Annotated in this window: 2 protein-coding genes; both read left to right on the top strand. The window is 76.2% G+C overall.

Annotated features, from left to right (window positions below):
• Positions 1–139: 139 nt before the first annotated feature.
• A complete protein-coding gene (locus SSBG_RS05990; RefSeq protein WP_050776725.1) occupies positions 140–943 on the top strand; it encodes an AraC family transcriptional regulator in 804 nt (267 codons plus the stop codon).
• 398 nt (positions 944–1341) lie between these two features.
• A partial coding sequence (locus SSBG_RS05985; protein WP_234010720.1) for an AzlC family ABC transporter permease occupies positions 1342–2013 on the top strand: 672 nt, incomplete at its 3' end.

Below are 2013 nucleotides of genomic sequence, written 5' to 3'. Positions count from 1 at the left end.
AAAAAAAAAAAAAAAAAAAAAAAAAAAAAAACCATCACCAACTTGAGCCCCCTAAAGCGTTACGACGGGCGGGGGAACGGCGGGCGGGGGAACGGGACGGGACGCCGCCGACCGGGCGCGGCACTGGCGGTACGCCGAGCTGCCCGGCGTCGACCTCCTGCGCGCCCGCTACGTCCGCAAGACCTTCGCGCCGCACACGCACGATCACTTCGTGATCGCCGCGGTGACCTCCGGCGTCGACGTCTTCCGCCATCGCGGCACCGAGGAGCGCGCGGGCGCCGGAAGCCTCGCTCTCGTCAACCCGGACACCCCCCACACGGGTCGCGCCCTGGGCCCCGAGGGTTGGCGGTACGGCGCCGTCTACCCGGCACCCGCTCTCGTCGCGGAGATCGCGCGCGAGACGACGACGCTGCGCGGCGCCCCGGGCTTCACCGCGCCGGTCCTCGCCGACCCGTACGCGACGCGCCTCGTCCACCGCGTCCTGCGGGCGGCCGAGGAAGGTGACGCGCTCACGGCGGACACCCTGCTGCGCCTCACGGTGACCCGGCTCCTGCGGCGCAACGGGGGGCAGCTGCGCGCCAGGACGGTGCGCGGCGCGGGAGCCCGCGTCGCGGCCGAGGCGCGCGACATCCTGGCGGGCCGCCTCGACGACCCGCCCTCCCTCGGCGAACTCGCGACCGGACTCGGCACGAGCCCGTACGCCCTCCTGCGGGCCTTCCGCGCCGCCTACGGAATGCCGCCGCACACGTGGCTCACCGACGCGCGGGTACGCGCCGCGCGCCGCCTCCTCGACGCGGGCCTCGCGACCGCCGACGTCGCCCACGCCGTGGGCTTCACCGACCAGCCGCATCTGAACCGCCACTTCACCCGCATCGTGGGCGTGCCCCCCGGCGCGTACCGCCGCGAGCGGCTGCCGCGGCGACGCGGCGCGAGGGAGGGGTGACGCGGGGCGGGGGAGGGGTGACGCGGCGCGGGGACGGCGCGAGGCTGCGTGTGGGGGAGGGGCGCGAGGCCCACGTACGGAGGCGGCTCCACGGGGCGTGGGGTGGCTCCACGGCGGGCTTCCACGATGCGTGCCGAGCCGGTCGACGTCGCGTGTGAGCTGCGGGAACGTCCCGTTCCGCGGCGCGCGACGTCGCGCGGGGCGGGCGCGAGCGGGCGGCGCGCAAGAACGTACAAGACCAGGCGCGCGGGCGCTCCTAGCCTGAGGCCGTGAACAGTGAGAACCGACCCCCGCCGGACGGAGCCGCCGCGTCCGCACCGCCCGACGCGGCGCCCCACGTCGCGCCCGACGTCGCCTCCGGTGCGCACCCCGCGTCGGCCAAGCCGGATGCCGCCGTCGTGCGCGACGCGCTCGGCGTGGGTGTCGCGGTGGGGCTCTCGGGCTTCGCCTTCGGGGTCACGTCGGCGGGTGCGGGACTGGGCGTCGCGCAGACGTGCGCGCTGAGCCTGCTCGTCTTCACCGGGGCCTCGCAGTTCGCGCTCGTCGGTGCCCTGGCGGGCGGCGGGAGCGTGTACGCCGCGGCGGCCGGGGCCTTCTTCCTCGGCGTGCGCAACGCCTTCTACGGGCTGCGCCTGTCGCAGCTGCTCCAGGTGCCCCGCGCGCTGCGGCCCCTCGCCGCGCACTGGGTCATCGACGAGACGACCGCCGTCGCGCTCGCCCAGCCCGACCGGCGCGGCGCCCGCATCGGCTTCACGGTCACCGGGCTGTGCCTCTACGTCCTGTGGAACCTGACGACGCTCCTCGGCGCGCTCGGCGCGGAGGCGATCGGCGACACCGACACGTGGGGGCTCGACGCCGCCGGCCCCGCCGTCTTCCTCGCGCTCCTGGCGCCGATGGTGCGCGGCACCGCCGAACGCGCCGTGGCCGCGCTCGCCGTCCTGCTCGGGCTGGGCCTCCTGCCGTTCCTCCCCTCAGGCGTCCCCGTCCTCGTCTCGGCCCTCGCAGCCCCCGCCGTGCTGTGGGCGCACGGGAGGCGTACGGCGCGCGGCACGCCGGACCCACGCCGCGCG

Origin of the sequence: Streptomyces sp. SPB074 (assembly GCF_000154905.1) — a bacterium.
Taxonomy (GTDB): domain Bacteria; phylum Actinomycetota; class Actinomycetes; order Streptomycetales; family Streptomycetaceae; genus Streptomyces.
This window is presented reverse-complemented; position numbering and strand designations above follow the sequence as displayed.